20 protein-coding genes and 2 tRNA genes are annotated in these 25,302 nt (G+C 32.7%); 8 read left to right on the top strand and 14 right to left on the bottom strand.

Annotated features, from left to right (window positions below; translation table 11 throughout):
- Nucleotides 1-35: 35 nt before the first annotated feature.
- From ligA to rpsF, 5 genes are all read right to left on the bottom strand, one after another.
- Nucleotides 36-2,030, bottom strand: a complete 1,995-nt coding sequence (gene ligA / locus ABWO08_RS03330; protein WP_353083634.1) for an NAD-dependent DNA ligase LigA — start codon at nt 2,028-2,030, stop codon at nt 36-38.
- 73 nt (nt 2,031-2,103) lie between these two features.
- Entirely contained in the window at nt 2,104-2,574 is a 471-nt protein-coding gene (locus ABWO08_RS03325) for a DUF6495 family protein (protein WP_353083633.1), read from the bottom strand.
- 65 nt (nt 2,575-2,639) lie between these two features.
- The gene (rplI, locus tag ABWO08_RS03320; protein ID WP_353083632.1) at nt 2,640-3,080 is read right to left on the bottom strand and encodes a 50S ribosomal protein L9; all 441 of its coding nucleotides are present in this window, start codon (nt 3,078-3,080) and stop codon (nt 2,640-2,642) included.
- 66 nt (nt 3,081-3,146) lie between these two features.
- Nucleotides 3,147-3,443, bottom strand: coding sequence for a 30S ribosomal protein S18 (rpsR, locus tag ABWO08_RS03315; RefSeq protein WP_136152299.1), 297 nt, complete (start codon nt 3,441-3,443; stop codon nt 3,147-3,149).
- Nucleotides 3,444-3,445: 2 nt separating this feature from the next.
- A complete protein-coding gene (gene rpsF, locus ABWO08_RS03310) occupies nt 3,446-3,787 on the bottom strand; it encodes a 30S ribosomal protein S6 (RefSeq protein ID WP_353083631.1) in 342 nt (113 codons plus the stop codon).
- Between the two features lie 171 nt (nt 3,788-3,958).
- Here rpsF and ABWO08_RS03305 point away from each other — a divergent pair, with 171 nt between their 5' ends.
- The gene (locus ABWO08_RS03305) at nt 3,959-4,654 is read left to right on the top strand and encodes a LytR/AlgR family response regulator transcription factor (RefSeq protein ID WP_353083630.1); all 696 of its coding nucleotides are present in this window, start codon (nt 3,959-3,961) and stop codon (nt 4,652-4,654) included.
- Here ABWO08_RS03305 and priA read toward each other — a convergent pair.
- Genes priA through nadC form a run of 4 tightly spaced genes read right to left on the bottom strand, consistent with a single transcriptional unit; the run spans nt 4,651 to nt 9,376 of the window.
- Nucleotides 4,651-7,098 (bottom strand): replication restart helicase PriA, encoded by a 2,448-nt coding sequence (gene priA / locus ABWO08_RS03300; RefSeq protein ID WP_353083629.1) that lies wholly within the window; start codon nt 7,096-7,098, stop codon nt 4,651-4,653. The genes ABWO08_RS03305 and priA overlap by 4 nt on opposite strands.
- A gap of 51 nt (nt 7,099-7,149) precedes the next feature.
- On the bottom strand, nt 7,150-7,596 hold the full coding sequence (locus tag ABWO08_RS03295) for a DUF2147 domain-containing protein (protein WP_353083628.1): 447 nt from the start codon (nt 7,594-7,596) through the stop codon (nt 7,150-7,152).
- Nucleotides 7,593-8,516 (bottom strand): YihY/virulence factor BrkB family protein, encoded by a 924-nt coding sequence (locus ABWO08_RS03290; RefSeq protein WP_353083627.1) that lies wholly within the window; start codon nt 8,514-8,516, stop codon nt 7,593-7,595. The genes ABWO08_RS03295 and ABWO08_RS03290 overlap by 4 nt, the downstream gene beginning before the upstream one ends.
- Nucleotides 8,516-9,376, bottom strand: coding sequence for a carboxylating nicotinate-nucleotide diphosphorylase (gene nadC, locus ABWO08_RS03285; RefSeq protein WP_353083626.1), 861 nt, complete (start codon nt 9,374-9,376; stop codon nt 8,516-8,518). Before nadC ends, ABWO08_RS03290 begins: the two co-directional genes overlap by 1 nt.
- 354 nt (nt 9,377-9,730) lie before the next feature.
- On the opposite strand from nadC, the gene ABWO08_RS03280 reads away from it, so the two are divergent.
- The 3 genes from ABWO08_RS03280 (at nt 9,731) to ABWO08_RS03270 (ending at nt 15,134) form a co-directional block, all read left to right on the top strand.
- Nucleotides 9,731-14,812 carry an FIDD domain-containing protein gene (locus ABWO08_RS03280; RefSeq protein WP_353083625.1) on the top strand — a complete coding sequence of 1,694 codons (5,082 nt, stop codon included), beginning with the start codon at nt 9,731-9,733 and terminating at the stop codon, nt 14,810-14,812.
- Complete coding sequence (locus tag ABWO08_RS03275) at nt 14,812-14,961, top strand: SsrA-binding protein (RefSeq protein WP_353083624.1); 150 nt, start codon at nt 14,812-14,814, stop codon at nt 14,959-14,961. Before ABWO08_RS03280 ends, ABWO08_RS03275 begins: the two co-directional genes overlap by 1 nt.
- 99 nt (nt 14,962-15,060) lie before the next feature.
- Nucleotides 15,061-15,134 (top strand) — tRNA-Arg (locus tag ABWO08_RS03270).
- A 41-nt stretch (nt 15,135-15,175) separates the two neighbouring features.
- On the opposite strand, the gene ABWO08_RS03265 is transcribed toward ABWO08_RS03270, so the two are convergent.
- Nucleotides 15,176-16,462, bottom strand: coding sequence for an MFS transporter (locus ABWO08_RS03265; protein ID WP_353083623.1), 1,287 nt, complete (start codon nt 16,460-16,462; stop codon nt 15,176-15,178).
- 146 nt (nt 16,463-16,608) lie between these two features.
- On the opposite strand from ABWO08_RS03265, the gene ABWO08_RS03260 reads away from it, so the two are divergent.
- On the top strand, nt 16,609-17,181 hold the full coding sequence (locus tag ABWO08_RS03260) for a pentapeptide repeat-containing protein (RefSeq protein WP_353083622.1): 573 nt from the start codon (nt 16,609-16,611) through the stop codon (nt 17,179-17,181).
- Nucleotides 17,182-17,233: 52 nt separating this feature from the next.
- On the opposite strand, the gene typA is transcribed toward ABWO08_RS03260, so the two are convergent.
- The 4 genes from typA to proS form a co-directional block, all read right to left on the bottom strand.
- Complete coding sequence (gene typA / locus ABWO08_RS03255; protein WP_353083621.1) at nt 17,234-19,030, bottom strand: translational GTPase TypA; 1,797 nt, start codon at nt 19,028-19,030, stop codon at nt 17,234-17,236.
- Nucleotides 19,031-19,223: 193 nt separating this feature from the next.
- Entirely contained in the window at nt 19,224-19,475 is a 252-nt protein-coding gene (gene rpsT, locus ABWO08_RS03250) for a 30S ribosomal protein S20 (protein WP_353083620.1), read from the bottom strand.
- A gap of 31 nt (nt 19,476-19,506) precedes the next feature.
- A tRNA-Glu gene (locus ABWO08_RS03245) sits at nt 19,507-19,578 on the bottom strand.
- A 77-nt stretch (nt 19,579-19,655) separates the two neighbouring features.
- Nucleotides 19,656-21,134, bottom strand: coding sequence for a proline--tRNA ligase (gene proS / locus ABWO08_RS03240; protein WP_353083619.1), 1,479 nt, complete (start codon nt 21,132-21,134; stop codon nt 19,656-19,658).
- A gap of 100 nt (nt 21,135-21,234) precedes the next feature.
- On the opposite strand from proS, the gene ABWO08_RS03235 reads away from it, so the two are divergent.
- The 3 genes from ABWO08_RS03235 to rimO all read left to right on the top strand — a co-directional run bounded on the left by ABWO08_RS03235 (nt 21,235) and on the right by rimO (nt 25,302).
- Nucleotides 21,235-22,239 carry a hypothetical protein gene (locus ABWO08_RS03235; RefSeq protein ID WP_353083618.1) on the top strand — a complete coding sequence of 335 codons (1,005 nt, stop codon included), beginning with the start codon at nt 21,235-21,237 and terminating at the stop codon, nt 22,237-22,239.
- 27 nt (nt 22,240-22,266) lie between these two features.
- Complete coding sequence (locus tag ABWO08_RS03230; RefSeq protein WP_353083617.1) at nt 22,267-23,787, top strand: OmpP1/FadL family transporter; 1,521 nt, start codon at nt 22,267-22,269, stop codon at nt 23,785-23,787.
- 210 nt (nt 23,788-23,997) lie between these two features.
- Nucleotides 23,998-25,302: a 30S ribosomal protein S12 methylthiotransferase RimO gene (rimO, locus tag ABWO08_RS03225; RefSeq protein WP_353083616.1), complete on the top strand. Its 1,305-nt coding sequence runs from the start codon at nt 23,998-24,000 to the stop codon at nt 25,300-25,302.

Here is a 25,302-nt window from a genome sequence, read left to right as displayed (position 1 = left end):
TGATTAATAAATATAAAAAAGGGTAATGCAAAGCGTTACCCTTTTATCATTTCTACAAAATCTTGTTCAGAAATTATCGGAATTCCTAATTGGTTCGCTTTTTCCAATTTAGCAGGACCCATATTATCTCCAGCTACCACAAAGTCGGTTTTAGCTGAAATAGAACTTCCTACTTTACCTCCATTGTCCTCAATAGATTTTTTCAAATCATCTCTTGAGAATAATTCAAAAACTCCAGAAACCACAAATGTTTTTCCAACTAATTTATCAGTCGCATCGGGATTGAATTTTTCAATAATTTCAAATTGCACTCCAAACGATTGCAATCTTTCGATAATCTTTATGTTGTCTTGATTTTCAAAAAACTCAATTACACTTTGAGCTATTCGATCACCAATTTCATCCACCAAAATTAAATCCATCAACGAGGCCTGACTTAAAGCAGTAATTGATTTATAATGTTTAGCTAATTTCTTTGCCACAGTTTCTCCAACATAGCGGATTCCAAGTGCAAATAATACGCGTTCAAAAGGAACTTCTTTTGATTTTTCAATTCCATTAACCAAATTTTCAGCACTTTTTTGAGCCATTCGCTCCAATGGAATTACTTGATCAACCGTTAATTCATACAAATCAGAATAGTCTTTTACCAATCCGTTTTCAAACAATAAGGCTACAGTCTCCCCACCTAAGCCCTCAATATCCATTGCTTTTCTAGAAATATAATGCTGAATTCTACCTATAATCTGTGGTGGACAACCATAATAATTTGGGCAATAATGTTGGGCTTCGCCCTCTTTTCGTGTTAACTCCGAATTACATTCTGGGCAATGGGTAATATATTTTGTTGGCGCTGCCTGACTTCCTCTTTGTGATACACCTATAATTTTCGGAATAATCTCCCCTCCTTTTTCTACAAAAACGGTATCTCCAACTCGAATATCTAATTTTTCTATTTGATCAGCATTATGCAATGAAGCTCGTTTTACAATTGTTCCCGCTAATTGAACAGGCTCTAAATTGGCAACCGGAGTTATAGCTCCAGTACGTCCAACTTGATATGAAATGGAATTTAATTGGGTTGTTACCTGCTCCGATTTAAATTTATAAGCTATAGCCCATCGAGGTGATTTTGCGGTATATCCTAATTCATTTTGCAAATTAAAATTATCTACTTTTATTACCACACCATCCGTTTCATAAGGTAAATCATGGCGGTGCAGATCCCAATAGTTGATAAATTCAAAAACCTCGTCTAAGTTAGCAGCTAACTTCGATTGACTCGGGACTTTAAATCCCCAGTTTCTTGCAGCTTCCAATCCAGAATATTGAGTTTGAAAAGGTAAATTATTACCTGTAATAAAATACAATAAACAATCAAGAGGTCGCTTGGCAACCTCAGCACTGTCTTGTAATTTCAAACTTCCCGAAGCGGTATTTCTTGGATTTGAATACGGTTGTTCTCCGATTTCAATCAATTCCTGATTCATTTTTTCAAATCCCTCTAACGGAAGAATTATCTCGCCACGAATATCAAATTTTTGAGGATAATTACCTTGTAATTGTAACGGGATCGAACGAATAGTTTTAATATTATTAGTCACATCATCCCCTTGAAAACCATCACCACGAGTAACCGCTTTAAGTAATTTACCATCTTGATAGGTAATCGAAATGGAAGCTCCATCGTATTTAAGCTCACAAGTGTATTGCAATGGTACGTTTCCTAAAACCTTTTGAATTTTGGTTTCCCAATCTTGCAAATCTTCTTTTGAATAGGAATTATCCAAAGAATACATTCGATTTTCATGAACTACCGTTTGAAAATTCTTAGTAATAGCTCCACCAACGCGTTGTGTTGGGGAATTTTCATCAAAAAATTCGGGGTGCTGCAATTCAAGATCCTGAAGTTGCTTTAATTTCGAATCAAATTCAAAATCAGAAATTGTTGGATGATCCAAAACATAATAATTGTGATTATGTTGGTTTAACTCCTCTCGTAATTGCTGAATTTTTATTTGAATTTCCATAAAAAAAGAAATGGCTAATTAGTTCGTTTCGCGTACTAAAATAGCCATTTATTTTGAATTTAAATAGAAAAAACTATTGAATAATAGAATTAATTTGAAGATACAATTGTCCGTCACTTAATATAGCGCCTTCCTTAATTAAATTAAATATTGAAGCATTTCTATCTCCGTCATACCCTTTTTTTCCAGTAAGCATTTCAACGGTATCCGTAAATAAATTATCACTTAACCACTCCATTCCCGATTTTTGTAAAAAATCCACATCAGAAACTAACGATTTAATCACCATTGAATCAATATGATTTTCTTGACAATGGAATAAGAAAATATGATTTTTAGAAAAGTGTTCTAAATACTGCGCGTTTGTTAATACGTTTTCCCAAATCAAATCAGAAAATACATCCAACTCTTGCTCAGCAACTTCTGGAGTTTTCACTTTAATTTCATCCCATTCGTTTTTATCAATAGATTGAGTTGCTAAAAAAGTGGCAAATTCTTGGTGCAATTCTTCAAATTGCTCTTTGGTTAATCTTTTATATTTCATAATTAATGATTTATAAAAAAAGTCCCGATTTACATCGAGACTTTTTAATTTATAGTAGAAAGTTATTAAACTTCAGCTACAATTTCATAAGGTAATTCAACTACTACATCTCTGTGTAATCTTATTGATGCAGTGTATTTACCAGTTCTTTTTACAGTTCCACTAGTGATGAATTTTCTTTCAATAGTTTGACCAGCTTTTTCTAAAGCTTCTGCAATATCAATGTTTGTTACAGAACCAAATAATTTTTCACCACCTGCTTTAGAAGTAATTTTAATTTCCAAAGCTTTTAAAGCTTCAGCAATTTTGTGAGCATCAGCTACAACTTTAGCTTCTTTGTGCGCTTTTTGTTTTAAATTTTCAGCTAAAACTTTTTTAGCAGAAGGAGTAGCTAATTGAGCAAATCCTTGTGGTATTAAGAAATTACGACCATAACCAGCTTTTACTGTAACTACATCGTCTTTAAATCCTAAGTTCTGAACGTCTTGTTTTAATATAAGTTCCATGTTGTTGTCCTTAATTATAGAAGTTAGGTTCCCTTATTGGAGAAACCAACAACTGTTGATTTTAAATTATTTTAATAAATCGGCTACATATGGCATTAAAGCTAAGTGACGTGCTCTTTTCACAGCAACTGACACTTTTCTTTGATACTTCAATGAAGTTCCTGTTAAACGACGAGGTAGAATTTTTCCTTGCTCGTTAACGAATTTTAATAAGAAATCTGCATCTTTATAATCAATGTATTTGATTCCAGATTTTTTGAAACGACAATACTTTTTAGTTTTGTTAGTTTCTATGTTCAAAGGCGTTAAATATCTGATATCTCCGTCTTTTTTTCCTGAAGCTGATTGTTGTAAATTTGCCATGATTAAGCTTTTGCTACTTTAAGTTTTTCTCTTCTTCTTTCTGCCCAAGATATAGCGTGTTTATCAAGACTTACAGTCAAGAAACGCATCACTCTTTCGTCACGTCTAAATTCAGTTTCAAAAGCAATTAATACTTCTGGTGACACTTGGAATTCAAATAAATGGTAAAAACCACTTTTTTTGTTTTGGATTTCGTAAGCTAATTTTTTTAAGCCCCAATCCTCTTTTGATACCATCTTTGCTCCTCTGCTTGTAAGAAAATCTTCAAATTTGCTTACTGTTTCCTTTACCTGAACTTCAGATAAAACGGGATTTAAGATGAAAACAGTTTCGTAATGATTCATAATAAATATGTTTTTAATTATATAAAATTGGGTGCAAAAGTAAGTAATTTTTATTAATAAACAAGCATCTATTGATATTAATCGCTAAAAAACAAAAAAAAACTACAAAGATTAGGTTCTCCGATTATTAAAAAATATATTAGCTAAACAAAATCAATAAATTAACTAATAATGAAATTAAACTGTGTAGTAATTGACGACAGTACTTTACAAAGAATAGTTATAACTAAATTAGTTAATAACCATCCTAATCTTAAATTGGTTGGGGATTTTTCAAATCCATTAGAAGCAAAAAACTGCTTTAGCTCAAATTCTATAGATTTAATTTTATTAGATATTGAAATGCCCGTTATTAATGGTTTTGATTTTATTGATAGCTTAAAAGTAAAACCGCAAATAATATTTATTACTGCCAAAGCTGAACATGCCTTGAGAGCATTTGATTATGATGCAACAGATTATTTATTAAAGCCCGTATTGCAGGATCGATTTTATTCTGCTATAAAAAGAGCTTTAGATTTTAGTCAATTAAAAAAAGAAAGTTTTGAGGAAGAAGGAGATCATATTTTTATAAAAAGTAATCTCAAAAAATTAAAAATATTCATTAGAAAAATCAAATGGATTGAGGCCTATGGTGATTATGTAAAAGTAGTTACCGAAGAGGATTCTCATTTAGTATTGTCAACAATGAAATCTTTTGAAAAGGATTTACCTGCCGAAAAATTTATTCGAGTTCACAAGTCGTATATCATAAATATAGAGAAAGTAGAACGATTTAATAGCAAATTTGCCGAAATAGGTCCTACAAAAATTCCGTTAAGTAGAAATAAAAAAGAAGATCTTATTAAAGCCCTCTACATCGATTAATAAAAATCTACATTAACGGTTACTTTTATAGATCGATATTGAGCTACAGCTTCAAAGCTATTTAGCATTTTCTGAATAACTTTTTTAGTTGAAACTAACGCTCCTTCTTGAGGAATTTTAACCATTATCGTTCGTATGTACTCATTACGAATACGATTAATTCCTGGTTCTTCTGGACCAAGCACAGGGATTTGTAAATTTTGACTCAACACCTGATACAACCACATTGAACCCTCTTTTAGTTTATCAAAATCCTTATGTTTTAAAGTCAGTTTTACTAATCTAAAATAAGGTGGATATTTATAAATTAAGCGCTCATAAAGTTGCTCTTTATACATTGAGCCGTAATCATTGTGAGTAACTTGTTGAATAATATTGTGATTCACATTATAGGTCTGAATAATCACTTTTCCCTTTTTATCAGCTCTACCAGCTCTCCCTGAAACTTGAGTCATCATTTGAAAACTTCTTTCAAAAGCTCTAAAATCGGGATGGTATAACATAGTGTCGGCATTCATAATTCCAACCAAAGTTACGTTATCAAAATCCAATCCTTTGGCTAGCATTTGTGTTCCAACCAAAATATCTATTTCTCTATTTTTAAAACTATCAATTAATTTCTCAAAGCTGTATTTACCACGAGTGGTGTCTTGATCCATTCGCTTGATGTTTTTTGTAGGAAATAACTCAGCTAACTCCAATTCAATTTGTTCAGTTCCAAAACCCTTTGCGGTGATGTCAACACTCGAACAAACATGACACTTTGTTGGTTTAGCAATTGAATACCCGCAATAATGACATCGCAATTGATTTTTGAATTTATGGTAAGTCAAACTTACATTGCAACTCGTACATTGAGGAATATGTCCGCAGGTAATACATTCTAAAACAGGAGAAAATCCACGTCTATTTTGAAAAAGAATTACTTGCTCGCCAGCAGACAATGCTTCGGCAATAGCCTCAATTAAAGTCAAACTAAAATGACCTTTCATCCTTTTTTTGAAGTAGCTTTCTTTTAAATCTACCAACTCTACTTCAGGCAAAGGTGCTTTACCGTAGCGCTCTTTGATAGAGATCAATCCGAATTTACCTGATTGCGCATTGAAATAAGTTTCTATACTTGGCGTTGCAGAACCCAATAAAACCTTGGATTTTTGAGCTTGCGCCAAAACAATAGCTGCATCACGCGCATGGTATCTTGGTGCAGGATCTTGCTGCTTAAAAGTTTGTTCGTGCTCTTCATCAATAATTATCAATCCTAAATTAGAAAACGGCAAAAACAAAGCCGACCTCGCTCCGATTACAATTTTTGCTTTATCCGATTTTTCAAGAACTTGATTCCAAACTTCAATGCGTTCGTTATTTGAATATTTGGAATGAAAAACCGCCACTTCATTACCAAAATGCTGGGTCAATCTAGAAACCAATTGGGTAGTTAAAGCAATTTCAGGAAGCAAATAAAGAACCTGTTTTCCTTGAGCTAAATAATCTTCAATAAGTTTAGTGTAAATTTCGGTCTTTCCAGAAGAAGTAATTCCGTGTAATAAGGAAACTTCTTTAGTTTTAAAACTTTCAATAATTTCAGAATAGGCTTTGCCTTGGGCTTCACTCAATAGTAAATTTGAAGCAGTTTTATTTGAATCAAAATTTACTCGATCGTGTTGCAGATAATATTCTTCAAAGATGTTTTTATCGATTAATGCTTTAATTATTGCCGCCGAAGTTTGAGCGGTTTCGGTTAAATGCTTTACAGAAATTGGTTTTTTCTCTACTGCTTGCAACTGAAAATAGTGCATTAAAACTTCTTTTTGTTTTGCTCCTTTTAGAGAATCCAATAAAGAAACTAATTTGTTTTCGTTCGAATATTCTTCATTCAATCGAATGTAACGAACTAATTTTGGTTTGTATTCTTCTTGTATTTCTTCTTGAAGTGATAAAACATTTTTATGCAATAATTTTTGAACAACTGGAAATATGTTTTTCTTATTCAAAATCGACATAATATCCTGAACCTTCAAGGAACTTTGTTGTTGTAACGCTTCGTAAATAAGGAATTCCTCATCGGACAATTCACTTATTTCAACCGCAGTTTCTTTTTGAGATGAAATAGTAGTTTCACTTTCTAAAATAAAAGCAGATGGCATTGCGCCTCGAAACACATCGCCAATAGCGCACATGTAATAGGAAGCAATCCATTGCCAATGTGCAATTTGATATTCATTTACAATTGGATTTTCATCTAAAATTTGATGTATTTCTTTAGCTTCATATAAAGTAGGTGGAATTTGATGAAGATCAATTACTAAAGCGGTGTATATTTTGTTTTTCCCAAATGGAACCGCAACACGAACTCCTTTTTGAATATAGTTATACTCTGCTTCAGAAACACTGTAGGTAAAAGTTTTAGCTAAGGATAACGGTAAAAGAACTTCGATGAAATGCATTATAGTTTTAAGATAGGGATTTAGAGCTGCTTTATCTTCTAATACAAAATATTAACTTTTTGCTCGATACCAATATTGAGTTCTTCCAATTAATGAAATTCCTACATAGCCTCTCACTTTTAATTTGTCTTTAGATTCTAAAGAAATAGAACATTTATATAACTTTCCATTTTTTGGATCTAATATTTTCCCATTTGAATACTCATCATCTTCTTTTGTTAAACCTTTAATAATAACAAGTCCTTGAATCGACTTATTTTTATCTTCCCCTTCGCACAATTCACATTTTTTATTCTTTTTTTCTGGGTCCAATACTTCTAAAATTCTACCGAATACTTTTCCATTTTTTTCAAAAATCTCTACAATTGATTTTTCTTTACCTGTTTCATCATCAATAGTTTTCCATTTTCCAATAATATTTTGAGAAAATGAAAATTGAGAAACTAATAAAAAAACAAAAAGAGATTTACTACTGAATTTACAAATTTTTGCTGTCATTTTGAATTGATTTTTTTTAAATAATTAATACTTGCGTTTAGTTCGAAACCTAAGAGTAGAATCATACTATTAATCCAAATGTAAAACATTACTATTAATAGTGTTCCTATTGAACCGTAAAGTTCGTTATATTTTGAGAATTTAACAACCCATATTCCAAAAAAATATGAGGATAGAATAATCAATATTGTTGTTAAAACAGCTCCAATTGAAAAAAAAGAGCGTCTAGTTTCTTGTTTTGTACCAAATTTAAATAATATAGAAGTTGTAATTAATATCATTAGTATTAAAAAGACATAACGCCCCATTTCAATTAAAGGAATACTATCTGAAAGTACATCTTGAATTTTCGATTTCTGAATAAAAACTTCAAAAATTACAATGGCAGCAACCGTTATGATTAACAGTAATGCAAGAATAATTGAGAGTGCTAATGAAATTAGATATTGCCCAATAAATTTTCTTTTTAAAGTAACATGATGTGAACTTTCAAAGCCGCCTAAAATTGCATTGACACCATTAGCCATTAAAAAAATTGCCATAAAAAATCCAGTTGAAATCAACCCCGAATGACTATTATGTAAAATATCGTTAATAATTTTTGAAACAGCCTCAAAGGTTGTTGGTGGCAAACTTTGATGCACAAAATCCATAAAATCATCCTGAAAACCAGTTATTGGAATATAAGGAATAAGATTCAAAATAAATAAGGCGAAAGGAAAAAGAGCCATAAAAAAACTAAAGGCTATGGCTGCAGCGCGATACGAAACAGCTCCCTCTATAATTCCTATAAAATAAAGTTCTAATAAATCATAAAATGACAAGCCGTGAAGCCAAGGCAATTTAATTGACTTTCCAAGCTGAACCAGTTGTTTAATAACCGGAATTCTTACTAATTTATTTTCTATTTCGATACTCATTATTCGATAGCTTTTAAACTTAAATCCATGTTATAAACCGAATGCGTTAAAGCACCAGATGAAATATAATTCACCCCACATTCTGCATATTTGCGAATGGTATTTTCGTTAATATTTCCTGAAGATTCTGATTGACAATTATTTCCAATTAAGGCAACTGCCAATTTAGTATCATCAAAATTAAAATTATCTAACAATATACGATGAATGCCTTCATTACTAAGAATTTCTTTTACTTCATCCAAATCTCTAGCTTCAACAATAATTTTTAAATCTTTATTATTTTGCTTCAAATATTCTTTAGTTTTATTGATAGCATTTGTTATTCCTCCAGCAAAATCATTGTGATTGTCTTTAAGCATAATCATATCATACAAAGCAAACCGATGGTTTTCTCCACCACCAATTTTAACTGCCCATTTTTCACAAGCACGAAATCCTGGTGTTGTTTTTCTAGTATCTAAAATTTTAGTTTGTGTTCCTTTTAATAAATCTACATAGCTTTTTGTTTTGGTTGCGATAGCACTCATTCGTTGCATTGAATTTAAAACCAACCGTTCTGCTTTTAATATTGATTGAGAATTACCCGAAACTACAAACACCACATCACCATTAGTAACTTCTTCCCCATCGTTAATGTAAGTTTCTATATTTAATTTTGGATCGACATATTCAAAAATCATTTTGGCAAAGGCCACACCAGCAATAATTCCGGTATCTTTCACTAATAATTTAGCTTTCCCTTGTGCAGAATTTGGAATACACGCAAGTGAGGAATGATCGCCATCTCCCAAATCTTCACGAAGTGCATTTTGAATAATTAATTGAAGTTCATTTTGGAATTGTATTTCAGAAATCATAATTGTATTTTGATTTGCTAAAATAATTAAAAAACGGATAATAAATTAAGATAAATTTCTCTTAAAAAAATATTATATTTACATTTATTAAAATTTAAATAAAAAAATAAGATGGCAAAAAGTCAGGATGCAAAAAAAAACACAAAAAAGGAACCTCTTAAAACTGCAAAAGAAAAAAAAGAAGAAAAAAGAAATAAAAAAAATACACCTAAAAGAGATTAAAATTACTTAATAAATATTAAAGTATTATGATAATTCAAAGTCCTATTTTATTTTAAAATATATTTCTAAAACAAGTGTTAAAGAATTTATATATTCTGTAATTGCTTTTCAAAAAAATAGTACTTTTAGCCAATGAAAAAAACCTTATTACTAACAATTTTACTAAACTTATGTTTGACATTTAATTGTTTTTCACAATTTAGTAAAACACATTATATTCCACCTCTTTCAAATTCTGATAGTCAGGAGCCACAAGGTCAATATATTTATATTTCTTGCCCAAGTGAAACTGCAATAAACTTTGTTATTCAAGAAATTGGAGGTGCAATTATTTCTGGAACTGTCAGTAGAGACAATCCTTACATCTACAATATTGGTAATGGATTTGACTCCCAACTATTAATTTCTAGCAGTGATGTCAATACAATTAAAAACAATAAAGGTTATATTATTAATGCACAAGATTTAATATATGCCAATGTACGATTAACCTCTACACCTTTAAATTATCAAGCTGGTGGGATAGTTTCTAAAGGTAGTGCTGCACTTGGGACACATTTTAGAATTGGCGGTTTTATTAACACTGGTGTTTCAGCAACTACTTCAAACCATTACACTTTTGCAACTATTTTAGCAACTGAAAATAATACAACCATTACATTTGCAGATATTAAACCTGGCGTACAATTAATAAATGATACTGCGGCTGGAAGTAATCCTGCTCCAATAACATTAAATGCTGGTGAAAGTTTTGCAATAGCAGTTCAAGGGCCAACAAATGAAAATAGAGACGCATTAATTGGTGCTTTAATATCATCCGACAAGCCAATTGCAGTTAATTGTGGATCTTTTGCCGGTAGTAATGGAACATCCACAAACCTTGATTTAGGTATGGACCAAATTGTATCTGTTGAAAGAACAGGAATGGAATATATTTTTATCAAAGGATCTGGACTTGATGTAACCGAAAGACCTCTATTAATTGCTGATTTAGACAATACAGATATTTTTCTTAACGGGAGTACTACGCCTTTTATAACCCTTAATTCAGGAGAATATTTAGCCTTAAGTGGATCTGACTTTTCTGCAAATGGTAATTTATATGTAAAAAGTTCAAAAAATATTTTTGCCTATCAGGGTATTGGTGGATCTGACCAACAAGCTAATCAAAATATGCATTTTGTTCCACCATTAAGTTGTCAAACACCAAAATCAATTAATAATATTCCACTAATAAATGAAGTAGGAAGTTTGACAGATTTTACTGGAACAGTTTGTATCGTTACCAAAACAGGAGCAACATTAACATTTATTATTGATGGTGTAAACTACACATTAACAACTTTACCCTCAAACCTATCATTAAATGGTCCATTAAATGTTACTGGAAACTCTGACTATGAAACCTATACTATAGAAGGCCTTACTGGGAATGTATCTGTGTTTTCAACAGAACAGGTTTATGTATCTTACTACGGGTCAAGTGGAGCTGCTACTTATGGTGGTTTTTATTCTGGATTTACATTTAAACCTGAAATAGTTTTTCAACCTGTTACTACTACACAATCTAACTGTATACCAAATATTAACTTAAATGTAAATACAATTAGCAACTTTGATTCCTATCAGTGGTATTATAATGGAACTCCAATTCCAGGAGCTAACTCAAATACTTATACGCCATTACAGCCTGGTAATTATAAGATAAAAGCCTCATTATCTGCATGTTCTATTGATTATTTTTCAGATGAAATTCCTGTTAGTTCTTGCGCTTTAGACTCCGATAATGATGGCATTATTGACAATATTGATATAGATAATGATAATGATGGCGTTACAAATTGTTCAGAATCTAATGGTGACCAAACGATTTCATTATTAAACCCTGCTGCCGGAACAGTTTCTGTTTCAAGCTATTCGAATTCCTTTACCGGAACTATAACTACAGTTGGGACTGCAAGCCCGACTCCTTTTGTAGGAAGTGCTGATGGAAGTTTTGTAACTGAATTACCTGCAGGTAGAACCAATCAGGTTAAATATGAAATGATCTTTAACCAGCCAATTTCATTAAACTTCGAATACATAACGACTGCTAATAATTCTGATTTATTAAATTCTAACGGAAGTTTTATAATTAATTCTCCGATAAATAAAACGATCACAGTATTAAATCCAACAAATCAATTATTAATTGATACAAATTACGATGGGATTTATGAAAGTGGAATAACTCAATATTCCTCATTTGAAATTCGATTCCGATTGAATAGTACTACTCCTCTTGCTGCTGGCACAGGAACATTTAAATTTGAAACCAATTACTCTAACTCTCTTATTTTTACACACAGTAACCTATCTGATGCCGATTCTGATAAAGCAACCTTTATGATAAAAGCAACCTGCGTAACTAAAGATTCAGATTTAGATGGTGTTCCTGACCAAAATGATATTGATTCAGAAAATGATGGTATTCCTGATGCAATTGAAGTACAAGGCGCTACAATAATTCCAAATTCGGGAGTAGATGCCAATCAAGATGGATTAGATGATGCGTTTGGAACCGGTTTAACACCTATAGACTCAGATAATGACGTAGTAACTGATTATTTAGATTTAGATTCGGATAACGACGGAATATTCGACTTAAATGAATCAGGTTCAGGAGCTATTGATGCAAATTTAAATGGAGTAATTGACGGCAATAACTTTGGGTTAAATGGTTTAGCTGATCCATTAGAAACTGGTATTGATACAAGTATTCTAAATTACACAATTGCAAATACCGATTCGGATACTCTTAATAATTATATAGACACAGAAAGCGATAACGATGGCTGCTTAGATGTTATTGAAGTAGGATACACCCAGTTTGATAGTGGTGCCGGAACGCTTGGAACTATTGTTCCGCCAACAGTTGATGTCAATGGTGTTGTTACTAGTGGCGTAACATATATTAATCCAAGTTCAGATTATATTACTAGTGCCCCAATAATTATAACAACCCAGCCTCAAAATTTTATTACTTGTGAGAATCAAAGTGCTACCTTTTCCGTTATTACAAATCCTGTCAACATATACCAATGGCAAGTTTTCAATGGAACAATTTGGGCTAATATAACAAACAACACTATTTACTCAGGTGCTAATACAGACACACTAATTATTTCAACTGTAAGCCCATCAATGAGCGGCTACCAATACAAAGTAATATTATCAAAAAATGGCAACAGTTGTGATATGATTTCAGCAGCAGCAACTTTAACTACCTTTGCATTACCAGTACTTACTAGCCCAATCACAATAAAGCAATGTGATACGGATACTGATGGAATTTCTGATATTAATTTAACAGTTAACAATCCACAAATTTCATCTAATTATGCTAGTGAAACTTTCACTTATTTCACTACACAAACTGGAGCAAGTACAAATGATCCTTTAGTCAAAATAAACAATCCTTTAGCCTTCACTGTTAATTTATTTGGAACAGTTTGGGTACGAGTAGAAAACTTTAATGGTTGTTTTAGTGTTTCACAAATTGATCTAATTGTTTCTGCAACTCAAATTAACGCAGCAACATTCCAAAGATCCTTTACCTTATGTGATGATGCAGTTGCTGGAGTTTCTTTAGATACTGATGGTACTTCTGTATTTAATTTTAGCAGTGTTACTAATGATATCAATGCAATTATACCTCCAAATACAACAATAAAATACTATGCAAATGAAGCAGATGCATTAGCTCAAGTTAATGCCGTAAACGAATTTGCTTACCGAAATACCATTGTTAACCAACAGCAAATTTATGTTAGAATTGACAGTAATAACTTTCAAGGTTGTTATGGATTGGGACCTTTTGTGACCTTAAATGTAGAAGCGTTACCAATTGCTACTGCAATAAATCCAACTAATACAATCAGACATTGTGATGACAATTATGATGGAATTTACATTTTTGACACCTCTACCCTAAATGCAACTATTTTAAATGGACAAACCAATAAAACAGTTACCTATTATGATGCAACAGGGAATTTAATTAATCCTATCCCAACATTTACTGTAAATACAACACAAACAATAACGGTGCGAGTTACTAATAATCTTACACAAGCAACCAACGGACCTTGTTATGATGAGGGAACAATAACTTTTTTTGTAGATAATTTGCCGCAAATATTCCCACTTTCTGCAGCACAATTATCACAATTAGTTCGATGTGATGACGAAATAAATAATCCAGCGATGCAAGATGGAATTTTATCCTTTGATACATCAACTATTGAAAATACTCTTTTGGGAACTCAAACCGGAATGAATATTTCATATACATTGGCAAATGGACAAGTTTTGGCACAATTACCAAATCCATTTAATTCAGCTACACAAGATGTAACTGCAGCAATTAGTAATCCTATTAATTTGGGTTGTAAAGCAACAAGTACAATAAATTTTGTAGTAAATCCAATACCTAAAATTGATCTTAATTCATTTGGTGAAGACGATGAAATAGTTTGTACCAACCTACCCACTTTTAATGTAACTATTAATGCAGGAGTACTCCCGGGTACACCTATAAATAGCTACACTTACCAATGGTATTTGAATAATGTAGTTATTCCTAATGCTACCCAATACAGTTTAGCCGTTTCTCAAAGTGGCGATTACTCTGTTGTAGTTTCAACTCCCGCAGGTTGCAGCCAAACAAGACCAATAAAAGTAATCGCTTCTATAATTGCTACTATAGATCAAATCAATATTGTTGATTTAACCGATAATAATACTGTTGAAGTAATTGTGAGCGGAAATGGAAATTATGTTTATAGTATTGAAAGTACTAATGGAACTTATCAAACATCCAATTATTTTCAAAATCTGGATATGGGATTTTATACCGTTTATGTAAAAGACATGAATGGCTGTGGTATTGCTAAAGAAGACATTTCAGTACTTGGCGCGCCTAAATTCTTTACTCCAAATGGAGATGGATACAATGATTTTTGGAATATTAGAGGGGCAAATTTTAAATTTTATCCTAAATCATATATAAGAATATTTGACCGATATGGTAAAATCGTCAAGCAAATCACTGCTGTTGGCGATGGTTGGGATGGAACTTATAACGGCGCTAAACTACCTGCAGATGACTACTGGTATATTATTTATGTAGATAATGGTAGAATTGCAAAAGGACACTTTAGTTTATTACGATAATGAATTCACTATTTAAAATTTTAGCTAAGATTAACAAGTTACTATTACCTAGTTTTAGTAAAAAGCAACTTGATATTGCCAAAGCTAAAAAATGGCAATTGGCACTTATTGGATGGCGTTATTATGTAACTAAAAGAGCCTTAGAATAATAATCTAAGAATTTCATACAACTCCTTTTTAAGATTGATTAATTTTAAAATTAGATTTGCAAATAACATATTTATCCCTATATTTGCACCCACAAAAAAGGCCTCGTGGCGCAACTGAATAGCGCACTTGATTACGGCTCAAGAGGTTACTGGTTTGAATCCAGTCGAGGTCACAACAACCCTTATAAATTATGTTTATGAGGGTTTTTTATTTTTACTCTTCTTCTTTTTTGTTATCGAAAGTAAATTGTCTTAATTGGGGCACTTTTACAAAAGTAAATGCAACTACTCCAAGCGTAAGGCATCCGCCAACTACAACCGCTCTAACCGTTCCTAACCAATTGGCCATTACCCCACTTTCAAAGTCGCCAAACTCATTAGAAGAACTTATAAAAATGGTATTCACTGCAGAAACTCGTCCTCGCATAGCATCTGGAGTCACCAACTGCAATATGGTACTTCGAATTACAACACTTACCGCATCGAGCATTCCTGACAATAATAACATCGCAAAAGAAAGATAGAAATTGGTAGAAATACCAAATACAATTATTGACAAAGCAAAACCGGTAACACATAGAAATAATTTTTTTCCTGGGTTTGTTTTTAAAGGAATAAACGCCAATAAACCTAAAGTTATTAAAGCACCAATTCCTGGCGCAGATCGCAAGATTCCGAAGCCAATTTCGTTTACATGCAAAATCTCCTTTTGATAAACAGGTAATAAAGCAACGGCACTACCAAAGAAAACCGAAAACATATCCAAACATTGTGCTGCCAACAAAGTTGGCGTATTCATTACAAATTTCAAGCCTTCTTTAATACTTTTTAAAACGGGCTCTTTTTCAGGTTTTAAAATTGGTTTAACTGTAATTTTAAATATCGGAATGTAAATAAGTAACACAAAAACAATTACCGCTAAGAGTCCTGCCGTAATTCCTAATGAAGCTATAAAAACTCCTGCTGCTAATGGCCCCAATACCGATCCCATTTGCCAGGACATACTACTCCAACTTGTAGCATTGGGATAATGCTCTCGAGGAACCACTAATCCGAAAAGAGAAAACATTGAAGGTCCAAAAAAAGATCGAAGAATTCCGCCAAGAAAAACAAAAAAGTAAATCAATCCCACTAATACCGAAACAGAAAATTCTTTTTGCACAAATGGAAGCGCTATTGCAAATAAACAAATTGCAGTAATTAAATATCCTGAAATACATCGGACTATCATTTTTCGTTTTTCATTTTGATCTACAAAATGCCCTGCAAACAAAGAACAACCAATTGCCGGAATTACTTCGGCAAGTCCAACAAAACCAAGAGATAATTTACTATCTGTTAGTGAATAAACCCAATAATACAAAATAGTAGATTGCATGTTTAATGCAAAAATCAATCCGAAACGAGTAGTTAAAAACGCTTGAAACTCTTTGATTTTCAGAGCCGGATTTTTATAAAAAAAACCAGATTCTGAAACCGACGAAGGATTAATTTTATTCATAAAGTATCTTTAGGGCTTTCTCTAATTTGCTGTTTTTCAAAAGTACCAATTTTGTTAAAATAGAATGGGCTTAAAAAAGAAAATTATCAACAAATAAAGACCTATATCAAGCTAATTTTAGTAGTTTTACCTACTTAATTATCAATATGCACACGGATTATCTATTAGATCAAGAATTTAGAAACGAAATTTTTGACGACAACAACACCAAATACAAAGATTTTGAAAATTGCACTTTCTACAATTGCGATTTTAGAAACTGTACATTTAAAACCATAACCTTCATTGATTGCAATTTCTTTGATTGTAATTTTCAAGACACCAAGATTAATTATGTTTCTTTGAGAGGGGTATTTTTCAATAAATGTAATTTTACAAATGTGAATTTTGCTATGACCGACCAAGTCATTTATGAATTCCACTTTACCGATTGCTTACTTGATTATGCCAAATTTTATGCTTTAAAGCTCAAAAAAATGAAGTTCATTAATTGCAGTATGATTGCAGCCGACTTCATGTCGAGTGATTTAACAGAAGTTTTATTTGATAATTGCAATCTAAGAAGAGCGGTTTTTATTGATACCATTGCAAATAAAGCTGATTTTTCTACCAGCTACGACTATGCATTTGATCCCGAAAAAAACAAAATTAAGAAAGCCATTTTTTCAATGGAGGGCCTAAAAGGGCTTTTAGAGAAATATGACATTGTAGTAAAGTAAAATAAAAAAAGTCCTGATTTCTCAGGACTTTTTTATATCAATTAGTTCAAAATTATATTTTGATACGTTTTCTTTCGGTTTCAGTCAAATAGATTTTTCTCAATCGAATTGATTTAGGTGTAACCTCAACATATTCATCTTTTTGAATGTATTCTAAAGCTTCTTCTAATGAGAAAATAACTGGCGGAATAATTCTTGCTTTTTCATCATTTCCAGAAGAACGAACATTTGATTGTTTTTTCTCTTTAGTTACGTTTACACACATATCATCACCACGAGAATTCTCACCAATTACTTGACCTTCGTATATTTCTGCATTTGGTTCAACGAAAAACTTACCTCGATCTTGTAATTTATCAATAGAATATGGAATAGCTTTCCCTTTTTCCATAGAAATTAAAGATCCTTTGTTACGTCCAGAAATCTCTCCTTTAAAAGGCTCGTATCCAATAAAACGGTGTGCCATAATTGCCTCACCTGCAGTAGCAGTAAGCAATTGGTTACGTAATCCAATGATTCCACGAGATGGAATGTTGAATTTTATGATCATACGCTCTCCTTTAGTCTCCATGCTTAGCATTTCTCCTTTACGGAAAGATACAAACTCAACTGCTCTTCCAGAAAGTGATTCCGGTAAGTCGATTGTTAATTCCTCTATTGGTTCACATTTTTTACCATCAATTTCTTTAATAATAACTTGAGGTTGTCCAATTTGCAATTCATACCCTTCTCTTCTCATTGTTTCAATAAGAACAGACAAGTGAAGTACTCCACGTCCAAAAACCATGAATTTATCAGCAGAATCAGTTTCACCCATTCTCATTGCTAGGTTTTTTTCTAATTCTTTTGTCAATCTTTCTCTAATATGTCTTGAAGTTACAAATTTACCTTCTTTACCAAAAAATGGTGAGTCATTAATTGTAAACAACATACTCATCGTTGGCTCGTCAATAGCAATAGTTTGTAAAGCTTCTGGATTTTCAAAATCAGCAATGGTATCACCAATTTCAAATCCTTCTACTCCAACAATTGCACAAATATCTCCAGCAACTACTTGCGGAACTTTTTTACGTCCAAGACCTTCAAAAGTATGTATTTCTTTAATTCTTGACTTCATCACTGAACCATCTCTTTTTACTAAAGATATTGGCATCCCTTCTTTTAATACTCCTCTTTCTAAACGACCGATAGCGATTCGTCCAGTAAAAGAAGAAAAATCTAAAGATGTAATTAACATTTGAGGAGTTCCTTCAGAAACTTTTGGAGCTGGAACATGTTCTACTACCATATCAAGAAGTGACTCAATGTTAGTCGTAACATTTTCCCAATGATCCGACATCCAGTTATTTTTTGCTGAACCATAAACCGTTGGAAAATCCAATTGCCATTCTTCTGCACCCAATTCAAACATCAAATCAAAAACTTTTTCATGTACTTCCTCTGGAGTACAATTTTCTTTATCTACTTTATTGATTACCACACAAGGCTTCAAACCTAAGTCGATTGCTTTTTGCAAAACAAAACGCGTTTGTGGCATTGGACCTTCAAAAGCATCAACCAAAAGGCAAACACCATCAGCCATATTTAATACACGCTCTACTTCTCCACCAAAATCGGCGTGACCAGGAGTGTCAATGATATTGATTTTAGTACCTTTATAAACAACAGATACATTTTTAGAAGTAATAGTAATACCTCTTTCACGCTCTAGATCGTTGTTGTCTAATATTAAGTCACCCGTATTTTCGTTATCACGAAAAAGTTGACAGTGGTACATAATTTTGTCAACCAAAGTAGTCTTACCGTGGTCAACGTGGGCAATAATTGCAATGTTTCTGATAGATTCCATCTTGTTTTTTTAGGAGGTGCAAAGGTACACTTTATTTTGACAAAAAAAATCTTACACCTAATACTTTACATTTTAATAATCAATTAAGATGTTATTAAGCAATTAGAAATGCTTTTTTTGATATATCGGGACTTATTAAAACAAAAAAACTTCCAGAAATGGAAGTTTTAATTGTATTTTAAAAATGAAAATATTACATTTTCGCAACGTGCTTAGTTAATTTAGATTTTAAATTAGAAGCTTTGTTATCGTGAATGATATTTTTCTTAGCCAAACGGTCAATCATTGAGATTACACCAGCTAATTTAGAAGCTGCATCTGATTTATCAGTAGCTACTCTAAGTGCTTTAATAGCATTACGAGTAGTTTTGTGTTGGTATCTATTTAATACTCTTTTCTTTTCGTTACTTCTAATTCTTTTTAAAGCTGACTTATGATTTGCCATTTTATATATTTTTTTTAAATAATTTATTTTGTAGCCCGTAGGGGAATCGAACCCCTCTTACCAGGATGAAAACCTGGCGTCCTAACCGATAGACGAACGGGCCTACTGCTTAAATGCGGATGCAAAAATACAACTATTTTTTATTCGTACAAGTGTAGTTGTATTTTTTTTTATTTTTTTTTAGTATGCCTTTGCAAATAGCACTCTACCAGTTGATTTGCCTCCAGAAAAAATACATTTCCCTTCTTCTTCTTTTCTGTCTAATGGAATACAACGAATGGTTGCTTTGGTTAAATCCTTAATTTTTTCTTCCGTTTCTGCAGTTCCATCCCAATGCGCAGAAATAAATCCGCCCTTGTTTTCTAATACTGACTTGAACTCTTCAAATGAATTTACTTCTGTAATATGATTGGTTCTATAATCTATTGCATTTTGGAATAAGGTATTCTGGATTTCCTCCAACAATTCTCTTATATAGGTAACCACAGTATCTTTTAAAACCACTTCTTTTGTCAAATTATCTCTTCGAGCTACTTCGTATGTTCCGTTTTCTAAATCTTTTGGTCCAACGGCAATTCTAACAGGTACTCCTTTTAATTCCCACTCTGCAAATTTAAATCCAGGTTTTTGTGTGGTTCTATTATCAAACTTAACAGAAATATTTAATTTCTTAAATTCAGTCATTAGGTCAGTAACAACATTAGAAATTTGATCAAATTCTTCATCTGTTTTAAAGATAGGCACAATTACAACTTGAATTGGAGCTAAATTTGGAGGCAGCACTAAACCATTATCGTCAGAATGTGTCATAACTAATGCGCCCATTAATCTTGTTGAAACTCCCCAAGAAGTTCCCCATACATATTCTTGTTTACCTTCGGCATTAGCGAACTTCACATCAAATGCTTTAGCAAAATTCTGACCTAAGAAATGAGAAGTTCCAGCTTGTAACGCTTTTCCATCCTGCATTAATGCTTCAATACAATAAGTCTCTTCGGCACCAGCAAATCGTTCCGATTCTGTTTTTATTCCTTTTACAACTGGGATAGCCATAAAATTTTGAGCAAAATCAGCATAGACATTCATCATTTTTTCTGATTCTTCGATAGCTTCCGATCTTGTTGCGTGGGCAGTATGGCCTTCTTGCCATAAAAATTCAGCAGTACGCAAGAACAATCTAGTTCTCATTTCCCATCGCACCACATTTGCCCATTGATTAATCAATAAAGGTAAATCTCTATATGATTGGACCCATCCTTTATAAGTAGACCAAATGATTGCCTCACTGGTAGGTCGAACAATAAGCTCCTCTTCTAACTTCGCATTTGGATCCACCATTAATTTTCCAGGTCGGTCCTCGTCATTTTTTAATCTATAATGGGTAACAATAGCGCACTCTTTAGCAAAACCTTCTGCATTTTTTTCTTCTGCTTCAAACATACTTTTAGGAACAAACAATGGAAAATAGGCATTACTATGTCCGGTTTCTTTAAACATTCGATCTAGTTCTGCTTGCATTTTTTCCCAAATAGCATAGCCGTAGGGCTTGATAACCATACATCCTCTAACACCAGAGTTTTCGGCTAAATCTGCTTTAACCACAAGTTCATTATACCATTTGGAATAGTCTTCCGATCGCTTTGTTAAGTTCTTACTCATGAGAATTAGTTTGGCACAAAAATTGTTTAACTTATTTTAACTAAATAGTTCCGCAAAACTAACTATTTTTGTAATGAACAACAATAAAAACGCTATACTTATGAAAACATTTTATTTTTCTCGCACAAATATCTCTATTTTAATGCTTTTTGGGATATTAACTTTGTTAGCAACTTCATGTGGTTCCTACCAAAACATCTCCTATTATGATAATGACGGCGTATATGGATCTAGCGACAATCAAAAACCAAGAGAAGTCGAATCCAACAATAGTGGTTATTATAAAGAGTACTTTAGTAATTTAAGTAAGGACAATGAGGTTTTTACAAATGTGGATAACTATTCTTCTGCGCAAGATTCGGTTCAAAAACAGCCTGAAGTAGTTACTAATTCAAATTATGCTGGTTGGGGTTCAAATAGCTCAGACAATATAACAATTAATGTTTATGATAACGGGGGGTGGAATAATGGTTGGGCTTTTAACAATTGGGGATGGAACAATTGGGGATGGAATAATGGATGGTATGGAAATAATTGGGGATGGAACAATTGGGGATGGAATAATGGTTGGTATGGAAATAATTGGGGATGGGGCTGGAACAACTGGTATGGACCTAATTGGGGATGGGGATGGAATAACTGGTATGGGCCTAATTGGGGCATGGGTTGGAACAATGGTAATTTAGGTTATAATTACGCTTATTCTGGAGGAAGAAGAAATACTAATCGTTTAGGTAGTAATTATCCAGGGAATACCTCTGGAGGAAGAGGAAATGTATCAAACGGAGGAAGAAGAAATACATCAAATGAAGTAAGAAACACTAGAGTATTTGGTTCTAGAGACTACAACACACCTTCTACAAGATCGAATAATAATTCAAACAATAATATTAGATCCAATAATCCTCCAAGAACCAATTACAACAATAACAATACAACTAGATCAAATTATAACAATAACAATACAACCCGAAATTATTCACCATCATCAACAAACTCAGGCACGAGATCCTATTCTCCTTCTCCTTCCTACTCTTCTCCTAGTCCTTCAGGAGGCGGTAGTTTTGGTGGCGGAAGATCAGGCGGCGGCGGAGGAAGAAGATAATTATTGATTTTAAAAATTAAACTACAAATGAAAAAATTAATTGCAATTATATTATTTAGCACAGCACTTAATTCAATATATGCTCAAGACATTTATGATGCGATTCGATTTGCTCAAACAGATCTAAATGGTACCGCACGATTTAAAGCAATGGGAGGAGCATTTGGAGCTGTTGGTGGAGATTTTTCTTCTTTAAATGTTAATCCTGCAGGATCGTTAATATTTTCTAACAATCAGGTTGGTGTAACTTTATCAAACTTTAACACCTGTAATGAATCGAATTATTTTGGGAAAACTACCTCAAATAATAAAAATTCATTAGATATTAATCAAGCAGGAGCTGTTTTTACATTCATTAATCAAGATAAAAAAAGCGATTGGAGAAAATTTGCTTTTTCAATAAATTATGAAAATGCAAAAAACTTGGATAATAATATATTTTCAGCTGGTACAAATCCAATTAATTCAGTAGGTAACTATTTTTTAAGTTATGCTAATGGAGTACCGTTAGCAAATATTGATGGCTCTAATTTCTATTATGATGAATTGTATTTTAACGAACAGCAAGCTTATTTAGGCTATAATTCATATATTATTGATCCTAATGCGAATACTGGAAACAATACTGCTTATTATACTAACATTGCTGCTGGTGGTAATTACTACCAAGAAAATAGAATTCATTCAAATGGGTACAACGGTAAAGCTACTTTTAACTTTGCCGGGCAATACACCGACAAATGGTTGTTTGGATTAAACTTAAATTCCCATTTTTTAGACTACCGTCAATCTAGTAGTTTTTTTGAATCGAACAATAATCCAAAGTACCCAACAGGATCTACTGTAGATGCGGTTCGATTTAATAATGATTTATACACTTATGGTAGCGGATTTTCGTTTCAAATTGGAACAATATTTAAACCGATGAAAGAATTGCGAGTTGGTATTTCATATGAATCACCAACATGGTATCGCTTAACTGATGAATTAAATCAAAGAATTTCTACATCGGGTTATGGCTTAAGTGCAACACCAAATGTTAATCAATATTCTACTGTAGTGACCGACCCCAACACCACAATGGTTTTTGTACCTTATAATTTACAAACACCAAGTAAATTAACTAGTAGTTTTGCATATATTTTTGGAAAAAGAGGATTAATAAGTTTTGATATTGCGTCTAAAAATTATGCAAACACCACTTACAGACCAAAGCAAGATTTTTCTTCTACAAATTCAATTATGTCTAATGAATTGACCACTTCAAGTGAAGTTAGAATTGGTGGAGAATACAAAATAAAAAAAGTGAGCCTTCGTGGAGGTTACCGTTGGGAACAAAGTCCTTTTAAAAACAAGACTACAATTGGAGATTTAACAGGGTATTCAGCAGGTTTTGGTTACAACTTTGGATATACAAAATTAGATGTTGCTTATGCCTATGCTAAACGCGATTACAATCAACAATTTTTCTCTCAAGGATTAACCGATGCAGCAAGAATTAATGCTGTAAACAACAATATAAGCGTGACACTTTTATTTGAATTGTAATAAATAAATTTTATATTTAAAACCATTCGTTCTTCGGATGGTTTTTTTTTATGCACAATGAATAATGCCTAGCCCCGATTGAGCTGATAGCTCTCGAGGAGGAACGGAACGAGACTAAAAGCGAAAGCGGGAAAAAGGAAACCAAAAATTCCCTAAAGTTTCGCTCCTTAAAATAAATACTGTAATTTTGTTACCCAATTAAAATTAGGTATGAGAACCAAATCGGTAAAGAAAAATAAAATCAATGTGATTACGCTTGGATGTTCTAAAAACACTTACGATAGTGAAGTGTTAATGGGGCAATTAAAGGCAAGTGGTAAAGATGTTGTACACGAGCAAGAAGGTAATATTGTGGTGATAAACACCTGTGGATTTATTGATAATGCTAAGGCAGAATCGGTAAACACCATATTAGAATATGCCGATAAAAAGGCCAATGGAATTGTAGATAAAGTATTTGTTACCGGCTGCTTATCTGAACGATACAGACCCGATTTAGAAAAGGAAATTCCGAATGTAGACCAGTATTTTGGAACTACCGAATTACCGCTTTTATTAAAAGCACTTGGCGCTGACTACAAACACGAATTGCTTGGAGAACGATTGACTACAACTCCGAAAAATTATGCTTATTTAAAGATTGCCGAAGGCTGTGATCGTCCTTGTAGTTTTTGCGCTATTCCTTTAATGCGTGGCAAACACGTTTCGCAACCAATAGAAAAATTGGTTAAAGAAGCTGAAGGATTGGCTAGAAATGGCGTAAAAGAATTGATTCTTATTGCTCAAGATTTGACTTATTACGGATTAGATATTTACAAAAAACGGAATCTGGCCGAATTACTAGAAAACCTTGTTAAAGTTGAAGGGATTGAGTGGATTCGTTTGCATTACGCCTTCCCTACTGGTTTCCCAATGGATGTATTGGAATTGATGCGTAACGAGCCAAAGATTTGTAACTATATTGATATTCCGTTGCAACACATTTCAGATAGCATCTTGAAATCGATGAAACGCGGAACTACAAAAGAAAAAACCACTAAATTGCTTCAAGAATTTAGAAAAGCAGTTCCTGGAATAACGATAAGAACAACCTTAATTGTGGGTTATCCTGGTGAAACACAAGAAGATTTTGAAATTATGCGGGACTGGGTACAGGAAATGAAATTTGAGCGATTGGGTTGTTTTACCTATTCACACGAAGAAAACACAGGCGCTTATGTTCTTGAAGACGACGTACCGGAAGATGTAAAGAAAGCGCGTGCTGCCGAAATAATGGATTTACAATCGCAAATTTCTTGGGATTTGAATCAAGAGAAAATAGGAAAAACTTATAAATGTGTTATTGACCGCAAAGAAGGAACCTATTTTATAGGAAGAACTGAGTTTGACAGCCCCGATGTAGACAATGAAGTATTAATTGATGCTTCTAAATTTTATTTAAAAACTGGAGATTTTGTTTCAATCAAAATTATTGATGCTACAGAATATGATTTATATGGTGAACCTAATTTATAA

Source organism: Flavobacterium sp. (assembly GCF_040383245.1).
Taxonomy (GTDB): Bacteria; Bacteroidota; Bacteroidia; order Flavobacteriales; family Flavobacteriaceae; genus Flavobacterium.
The sequence above is the reverse complement of the archived record's forward strand: the minus strand, read 5'-3'. Positions and strand labels throughout refer to the sequence as shown.

What these genes read in the sequence shown, in the direction of transcription:
- ABWO08_RS03275 (WP_353083624.1), top strand. Translation starts at nt 14,812, where the DNA reads ATGAATTCACTATTTAAAATTTTAGCTAAGATTAACAAGTTACTATTA.
- ligA (WP_353083634.1), bottom strand. Translation starts at nt 2,030, where the DNA reads ATGGAAATTCAAATAAAAATTCAGCAATTACGAGAGGAGTTAAACCAA.
- ABWO08_RS03280 (WP_353083625.1), top strand. Translation starts at nt 9,731, where the DNA reads ATGAAAAAAACCTTATTACTAACAATTTTACTAAACTTATGTTTGACA.
- rplI (WP_353083632.1), bottom strand. Translation starts at nt 3,080, where the DNA reads ATGGAACTTATATTAAAACAAGACGTTCAGAACTTAGGATTTAAAGAC.
- ABWO08_RS03295 (WP_353083628.1), bottom strand. Translation starts at nt 7,596, where the DNA reads ATGACAGCAAAAATTTGTAAATTCAGTAGTAAATCTCTTTTTGTTTTT.
- proS (WP_353083619.1), bottom strand. Translation starts at nt 21,134, where the DNA reads ATGAGTAAGAACTTAACAAAGCGATCGGAAGACTATTCCAAATGGTAT.
- nadC (WP_353083626.1), bottom strand. Translation starts at nt 9,376, where the DNA reads ATGATTTCTGAAATACAATTCCAAAATGAACTTCAATTAATTATTCAA.
- rpsT (WP_353083620.1), bottom strand. Translation starts at nt 19,475, where the DNA reads ATGGCAAATCATAAGTCAGCTTTAAAAAGAATTAGAAGTAACGAAAAG.
- ABWO08_RS03260 (WP_353083622.1), top strand. Translation starts at nt 16,609, where the DNA reads ATGCACACGGATTATCTATTAGATCAAGAATTTAGAAACGAAATTTTT.
- ABWO08_RS03290 (WP_353083627.1), bottom strand. Translation starts at nt 8,516, where the DNA reads ATGAGTATCGAAATAGAAAATAAATTAGTAAGAATTCCGGTTATTAAA.
- ABWO08_RS03325 (WP_353083633.1), bottom strand. Translation starts at nt 2,574, where the DNA reads ATGAAATATAAAAGATTAACCAAAGAGCAATTTGAAGAATTGCACCAA.
- ABWO08_RS03305 (WP_353083630.1), top strand. Translation starts at nt 3,959, where the DNA reads ATGAAATTAAACTGTGTAGTAATTGACGACAGTACTTTACAAAGAATA.
- rpsF (WP_353083631.1), bottom strand. Translation starts at nt 3,787, where the DNA reads ATGAATCATTACGAAACTGTTTTCATCTTAAATCCCGTTTTATCTGAA.
- priA (WP_353083629.1), bottom strand. Translation starts at nt 7,098, where the DNA reads ATGCATTTCATCGAAGTTCTTTTACCGTTATCCTTAGCTAAAACTTTT.
- typA (WP_353083621.1), bottom strand. Translation starts at nt 19,030, where the DNA reads ATGGAATCTATCAGAAACATTGCAATTATTGCCCACGTTGACCACGGT.
- rimO (WP_353083616.1), top strand. Translation starts at nt 23,998, where the DNA reads ATGAGAACCAAATCGGTAAAGAAAAATAAAATCAATGTGATTACGCTT.
- ABWO08_RS03265 (WP_353083623.1), bottom strand. Translation starts at nt 16,462, where the DNA reads ATGAATAAAATTAATCCTTCGTCGGTTTCAGAATCTGGTTTTTTTTAT.
- ABWO08_RS03235 (WP_353083618.1), top strand. Translation starts at nt 21,235, where the DNA reads ATGAAAACATTTTATTTTTCTCGCACAAATATCTCTATTTTAATGCTT.
- ABWO08_RS03230 (WP_353083617.1), top strand. Translation starts at nt 22,267, where the DNA reads ATGAAAAAATTAATTGCAATTATATTATTTAGCACAGCACTTAATTCA.
- rpsR (WP_136152299.1), bottom strand. Translation starts at nt 3,443, where the DNA reads ATGGCAAATTTACAACAATCAGCTTCAGGAAAAAAAGACGGAGATATC.